The sequence below is a fragment of the Victivallis vadensis genome, assembly GCF_003096415.1.
GTDB lineage: Bacteria > Verrucomicrobiota > Lentisphaeria > Victivallales > Victivallaceae > Victivallis > Victivallis vadensis.
The window spans coordinates 76,849-83,866 of sequence record NZ_QEKH01000026.1 but is presented as its reverse complement, the minus strand read 5'-3'; the positions used below and the strand labels follow the sequence as shown (position 1 = coordinate 83,866).

Below are 7,018 nucleotides of genomic sequence, written 5' to 3'. Positions count from 1 at the left end.
TTGGGCGAGGTGGAGCTGGTGGAGCGCCGCGCGGCGAACCAGCTCAAGCGCGAACCGGTGGCGGCGTTCCGCTACGATGCGAAGCGCAACCCGATAAGCGCATGCCTGTTGACCCAAACTGGCAAACGGCAAATCGAGACTCGTATCCGTTATAACACGTATAATCAGCCGACTAATATAACTAATGGTCAAACTAGTGCTACGGCGATATATAATCGGAATGGTTATTTGAGCCAACTTGGAGACTCATTTGAACAATTCACCAGCTTTGAATATGACCTATAGTGGGAAAATAGAAGTAAATTGGTCCTGTTATATCGAATTTCAAAAGAGTAAGGCTGTTCAAAAAGGATAATTATGAATAAATCGCAAATATTTTCCCAGAGATAAAGTTGATTACAGTCTGTCCGCTGGGAAATGGTCCGGCGGACAGACGCTCCGGGAGTACGCTGCGGTTTCTTTTCCGGAATCGCGGCGGAACGTAAAGGGAGGTAGCGCTCATACTCGGGTGTGCCGGAGTCCTGCCTGTTTCTGTCTGGCGCGCGGCCTGCCCCCGGAGACGCCGCGCTGTTTCCACGTTGCTTCCACTCCGGCCTGCGTCGGGACCTTGCCGAATGTGTTCCTGAAAACACCCGGAGTGCACCGCTTGCTGCATCCGTTCTATTCGGTGGCGGCTGTCGGACCGGGAGCGACAGAGCGGTAGCGGGCGGGCTGAGAACCGATCCGCATTTTGAATGTAAACTGCATGGGTACGGCCGCGATGGCCGGAAAGGGCCGGCGGAGCGCCGCGCGGTCCGGGCATTTGGGGAAAACGGCGGAAGAAAACCGGATTTGTTTTGAAATTTCCGCTCCACTCTGATATATTACCGGAAAACAGAGGACTATCAGGTGGAAGAGATCACAATCGCAGGCGCCGGCAGTATTTCCGTGCTGATCTATCTGCTGTGCCAGCTTCCCGCGATTGCGGGGGCGCTGCTGCTGGCGCGGTATTTCCGGTGCCGGAACCGGTTTGAATACCTCGCCGCCGCCGGGCTGCTGTTCACGGCGGTGATGATCGCGATTCCCGGAGTGCTCGGAATGGCCGGCCTGCTGACTCCGTCCGGCGTCATGTTCGCCTCATGGGGATTCGGGGCGGCGGCCTTTCTCGCGAAGCCGAAGCGTCCTGCCGCCGGGCTGCCGTTTCAGCCTTTCACTCCGGCGGAACTGCTGCTGACGGCGGTGGCGTGGGGATTTCTGGTCTGCCAGTGGCGGGCGTTCAGCCTGGTGCCGACGGTGGGGACGGATTCGCAACTCTATCATATTTTTTATCCGGCAACGTGGTTGCGGACCGGAAGCATCGAACGGATGACTCAGCATGGGATGATGACCGCAACTTATCCGTTTTACGGAGAGTTGATTTACGCGTGGCAGATGGCCCCTCTGCTCCATGACTTTTTCGCCCGCAGCTTCCAGTTTTATTTTCTGGGGCTGGCGTGGATCACGCTGGCCGCAGGGGCGCTGGCGGCGGGCTTCCGCAGGATCGAGGCGCTGGCGGCCGGATTGCTGCTGGTGTTCGCCGGAGTGGTGTTCCGCAACGCCTCGGTATCGAACACGGACCTGATGACCGGAGCCATGCTGCTCGGCGGCGTGATGTGGTTCGTAATCGCCGCCCGCCGGAACAGTTGCGGCGCTTTTTTGCTGGCCGGGCTCTCGTTCGGAATTGCCGCCGGTATGAAGTATCTGGGATTGATGCTCGCCCCGCCCGCTTTTCTGCTGGGGGCGCTGGTGATCTGGTTCGGGAGGCCGCAGTGCCGCCGGAATCTGTGGAGCGCTTTCGCGGCTGCGGCCGTGGCCGGAAGCCCCTGCTTTATCGTAAACTGGATCACCTACGGCAATCCGGTGTTTCCGGCGCGAATCGGCATCGGAAGCTGGAATCTGTTTGAGCATTTCATGACGGTTCAGGCTCCGGCGATCGGCTGGCGGTGGGCGGCCTGGGGGTTCTTTGTGAATGAACAGGAGAACAACGTTTCCTTCGGCACCGCTTTGCTGGTGGTTTCCGCCGTGGCCGCCGGGGGAATTGCTGCCGGTTGCCTCCGCCGGTGTTTCCGGCGGACGGCGGCGGGAGCGGTCGCCGCCGGTTTCGTTTTGCTGCTGTTGCTTCAACTGGCGATTTATCCGACGATGACCCAGCCGCGCCAGATCGTGCCGCTGGTGATGCTGGCGATGTTTCCGGCGGCGGTTCTGTTCCGGGCGGCGCGGGGGCGTGCGTGGATTGTGGCCGTCGCCGCATTGGTGTTGGCGGGCGCGGAGAGCTTCCGCCAGTATGCGTATGGAAGCAAAGGCGTTGAGCTGCTGGTTCACATCGCGGTTTGTTTCGTGATTTTCGGGGTGCCGGCGCGGATTGCGAAACCGAAGTATCTGTGGGGAGCCGCTGTTCTGTTCGCCGTGGTGTTGGTGCCGGATGCCGGTCTGCGGCTGGTGCGCTCCGATGCCGTCGCGTCGCAGCTGCGGATTGCGCTGCTGTCGCCCGAGGATGAAACCGCCCGGCTGGAGATCCGGCGGCGGACCGGCGGCGAACCCTGCGTGATCGCCTATATCGGAGTGAACTACTATCTTTTCTCCGGGGATGAGTTTGAAAACCGGGTCATCGCGGTTCCGGTTTCGGAGTCGGGCAGGGAACTGCTCAGCGATTACCGGACCTTTGAAGAGATGCGCACGCCGGGCAGTTTTGAAGCATGGCTGGCGCGGCTGCGCCGGGAGGGCGTCCGCTTTGTGATCTGTGACCTCCGGCTTCCGCCGGCACCCGGCGCGGAGCAGGAGGCGGAGTGGGCGCGCAGTCACCCCGAGTGGTTTACGCCGGTGATTTACCGGAACGGCTTTTACTGTTTCGAGCTGAAGACGGAGGCTGACCATGAATGACGTTCAGGGGTTGACGCTCGCCCGGCTGCGCGGCGAAATCCGGCGGGTGGTCTTTGAAAACGAGGACACTCAGTTCGCGGTGCTGAAAGTGGTGGACGACTCCGGGCTGGAACACGCCGCGACCGGCCCGATGGCCGGGCTGGCCGCCGGGCAGTACCTTGAAATGGAGGGCTACTGGGAGCGCCATCCCGAGTTCGGCCGCCAGTTCCGGGCCGAATCCTACCAGATCCGGCTGCCCAACACCGCCGACGGCATCAAACGGTTCCTGAGCGGCGGCGCGATTCCGGGGATCGGCAAAAAGACCGCGAGCCTGATCGTCGACTATTTCGGCGACCAGACGCTCGTGGTGCTGGACAATTTCGCCAAGCGGCTGGAGGAGGTCCCCGGCATCGGCAAAAAGAAGGCCGCGGCGGTGGTCAAAGGGTGGCGCGAATCCGCCGGCCGCCGCGAAAGTTTCATTTTCCTGCAGGGACTCGGGATCACCCCCGCCTATTGCGCCCGGCTGTTCAAGCGGTACGGCGACGCGGCTCCGCAGGTCGTGCGCAAGAATCCCTACCGGCTGGCCGAGGAGGTGGACGGCATCGGTTTCTTAAAGGCCGACGAGATCGCCCGGAACCTCGGCATCGCTCCCGATTCGATCGACCGGCTGGCGGCGGCGGCGGTGTTCAGCGTGAATACGCTGGTCGGAAACGGCCATGTCTGCCTGCCGCTGGCCGAGCTGGTCCGCCAGACCTCCGAACTGGCCAAACAACCGCCCGCGCAGGCCGAAGCGGGCATCGAAGCGGCCATCGAACGGCGGCTGCTGCGGAAGCTGGACGATATGATCTACACCCCGCAGCTGGCCCGGGCCGAAACCGAACTGCCGGAGCTGGTCGCTTCGCTGGCGCTGGTCAAAAAGTTCGCCGGGCAGCGGATGCACCCCGTTCCCGGGGACAACGGGATCGTGCTGAACCAAGAGCAGCAGCGGGCGGTCGACGAGGTCTCCCTTGTGCCGCTGTCGATCATCACCGGCGGTCCCGGCGTCGGCAAAACCACTGTGGTCGGCGAAATCGTCCGCCGGGCGGAGGCCGCCGGACTGCGCATCGGGCTGGCAGCCCCGACCGGACGGGCCGCCAAGCGGCTTTCGGATTCGACCGGGCTGACGGCCAAAACGCTGCACCGGCTGCTGCAGTTCGACCCCAACAGCAACCGGTTCCAGATGGATTCTTCCTCCCCGCTGGAGGTGGATCTGCTGATCGTCGACGAGGTTTCGATGCTGGATATCCTGCTGGCGCTGGCGCTGTTCCGGGCGGTCAGGCCGGGGACGAGCGTGGTGCTGGTCGGCGACGCCGACCAGTTGCCGTCGGTCGGGCCGGGGACGGTGCTGGCCGGCTTTCTGGAGTCGGAGTGGTTTCAGGTGACCCGGCTGGTGCAGATTTTCCGGCAGGCCGAGAACAGCCACATCATCACCAACGCCCACCGGGTGAACCGGGGACTGCTGCCGGAAAAGCCGCAGCCCGGCAGTCAGGCGCTCTCCGATTTCTACTGGATCGAGCAGGACGATCCCGACAAGGCGCTGGCGGTGATCGAGAAGATGGTGGCCGAACGGATTCCGGCGCGGTTCCACTTCGATCCGGTGGACGACGTGCAGATCCTGACCCCGATGAACCGCGGCAGCTGCGGCACCGTCGCGATCAATGAGCGGCTTCAGGCGCTGCTGAATCCCGGCGACAAGCCGGAGTTCCGGTTCGGGGACCGGGTCTACCGCGCCGGCGACAAGCTGATGCAGACCGCCAACAACTATGAAAAGAACGTGTTCAACGGCGACCTCGGCCGGCTCGGACGCATCAGCTTGAAGGACAAGACCTTCACGGTGATCTTCGAAGGCTCCCGGCTGGTGGAGTACAATTTCGACGAGGCCGACCAGCTCACCCGCGCCTATGCGATCACCGTGCATAAGTCGCAGGGCAGCGAGTTTCCGGTGGTGATCCTGCCGTTCCTGAGCCAGCACTATATGATGCTGCAGCGCAATCTGCTCTACACCGCGATGACCCGGGCGCGCAAGCTGCTGATTCTGGTCGGCAGCCGCCGGGCGGTGCAGATGGCGGTGGACAACGCCCGGCTGGAGCCGCGTTTTTCGCTGCTGACGCAACGGCTCGCGGCGCTGCGGCGGAAACTGCGCGAGGTGTTCCCGGGACAGGTGGACGGGGCCTCCTGACGGATTTTTTGCAAAGGCGGTTTGAGTTACTTCCCGGAAAGTGCTATATTACCGGGATGAACGTGATTTACAACACTTTTGGAAGAAAGCCATGGCAAAACTCGAACTGATCCGCAACTTCTGCATCATCGCGCATATCGACCACGGCAAATCCACGCTGGCCGACCGGCTGCTGGAGTTGACCGGGACCGTTGCCGCGCGCGATCTTCAGGAGCAGCTGCTGGACGGGATGGATCTGGAGCGCGAGCGGGGCATCACCATCAAGTCCCATCCGGTCCGGATGCATTACAAGCATGAAGACGGCAACACCTACGAATTGAATCTGATCGACACGCCCGGACATGTCGATTTCGCGTATGAAGTGTCGCGCTCTCTCGGCGCGTGCGAAGGGGCGATCCTGCTGATCGACGCGACGCAGGGCGTGCAGGCCCAGACCGTCGCGAACGTGAATCTGGCGATCCGTCAGAATCTGAAGATCATCCCCGTGATCAACAAGATCGACCTGCCCGCGTCGAACCTGCCGCTCTGCTACGAGCAGATGGAGGAGATTCTGGCGCTGCCGCGCGAGGAGGCGCTTTCGGTTTCCGGCAAGACCGGCGAGGGCGTACCGGAGCTGCTGAGGGCGGTGATCGAACGGATTCCTCATCCTGTGCTGCTGGATGAACGCGGTGCTTCCGCGCTGATCTTCGACTCCAACTACGACGCCTACCGCGGCGTGGTGAACTACGTGCGGGTCAAGAACGGCAGTTTCAAGCGCGGCACGAAGATCCGCCTGTTCAACAACGGGATCGAGAGTGAAGTCAAGGAGGTCGGATTTTTCGGCCCGGAGATGCGGGCGGATGAGGAGCTGGCTGCCGGTTCGGTGGGCTACCTGATCCCGAACCTGAAAAGCCCCGCCGACACCAAAATGGGCGACACCATCACCGACATCAAGGATCCGTGCGACAAGCCGCTGCCCGGATTCAAGGAGGTGCGGCCGATGGTGTTTTCGGGCATTTACCCGATTGACACCGCCGACTACGAGCAGCTCAAGGCGAGCATGGCGAAGCTGCAGCTCAACGACGCGGCGTTCATGTATCAGGCCGAAACTTCGGCGGCGCTGGGCTTCGGCTTCCGCTGCGGCTTCCTCGGGCTGCTGCACATGGAGATCATCCAGGAGCGGCTGCGGCGCGAATACAACATGGACATCATCGCGACCTATCCGTCGGTGATCTACCACGTCTATATGAAGTCCGGCGAGATGATTCAGGTGGACAACCCGGTTTTCATGCCAGATCCCTCCGGCATCGAGCGGATCGAGGAGCCGATCATCGACTGCCACATCATGATTCCGACCGAATATATCGGCGACGTGATGAATCTGGTGATGAGCAAGCGCGGCATCTGCACGAATACCAATTCGATCGACGCGAACCACGTGATCATCACGGCGCGGCTTCCGATGCACGAAATCCTGATCGACTTCCACGACAAGCTCAAGTCGATCACGCGCGGTTACGGCAGCATGGATTACGAACCGGCGGGATATCAGGCCGGAAAACTGGTCAAAATGGATATTCTGGTCAACGGTGAACCGGTGGACGCATTCAGTTCGATCGTCCACGTGGATATGGCGTACAGCCGGGGACGGCAGCTTGCGGAGCGGTTGCGCGACGTAATCCCGCCGCAGATGTTCACGATTGCGATTCAGGCCGCGGTCGGCGGCAAGGTGATCGCCCGCGAGAGTATTAAGCAGCTGCGCAAGAACGTGCTGGCCAAGTGCTACGGCGGCGATATCAGCCGCAAGCGCAAGCTGCTGGAAAAGCAGAAGGAGGGCAAGAAGCGGATGAAGCTGATCGGCCAGGTCAACATCCCGCAGGAGGCCTTTGTCGCGGTGCTGAAGAATTCCGACGTCAACTGATTTAACCGGGAGCGATTGCGATC

Annotated in this window: 5 protein-coding genes; all 5 read left to right on the top strand. The window is 61.7% G+C overall.

The genetic code is table 11. From position 1 onward, the window contains the following. A partial coding sequence (locus C8D82_RS21645) for a hypothetical protein (RefSeq protein ID WP_207776146.1) occupies positions 1-285 on the top strand: 285 nt, incomplete at its 5' end. Positions 286-508: 223 nt separating this feature from the next. Beyond that, on the top strand, positions 509-703 hold the full coding sequence (locus C8D82_RS22350) for an AAC(3) family N-acetyltransferase (protein ID WP_206212516.1): 195 nt from the start codon (positions 509-511) through the stop codon (positions 701-703). Positions 704-888: 185 nt separating this feature from the next. After that, positions 889-2,898, top strand: coding sequence for a glycosyltransferase 87 family protein (locus C8D82_RS14970; RefSeq protein WP_116885088.1), 2,010 nt, complete (start codon positions 889-891; stop codon positions 2,896-2,898). Further along, positions 2,891-5,095: an SF1B family DNA helicase RecD2 gene (gene recD2 / locus C8D82_RS14965; RefSeq protein ID WP_116885087.1), complete on the top strand. Its 2,205-nt coding sequence runs from the start codon at positions 2,891-2,893 to the stop codon at positions 5,093-5,095. The genes C8D82_RS14970 and recD2 overlap by 8 nt, the downstream gene beginning before the upstream one ends. A 91-nt stretch (positions 5,096-5,186) precedes the next feature. Further along, positions 5,187-6,995, top strand: coding sequence for a translation elongation factor 4 (gene lepA, locus C8D82_RS14960; RefSeq protein ID WP_116885086.1), 1,809 nt, complete (start codon positions 5,187-5,189; stop codon positions 6,993-6,995). The last annotated feature ends 23 nt before the right edge of the window (positions 6,996-7,018 follow it).

Excerpts from the sequence above, each read along its gene's own strand:
- recD2 (WP_116885087.1), top strand. The coding sequence starts at position 2,891 with ATGAATGACGTTCAGGGGTTGACGCTCGCCCGGCTGCGCGGCGAAATC.
- lepA (WP_116885086.1), top strand. The coding sequence starts at position 5,187 with ATGGCAAAACTCGAACTGATCCGCAACTTCTGCATCATCGCGCATATC.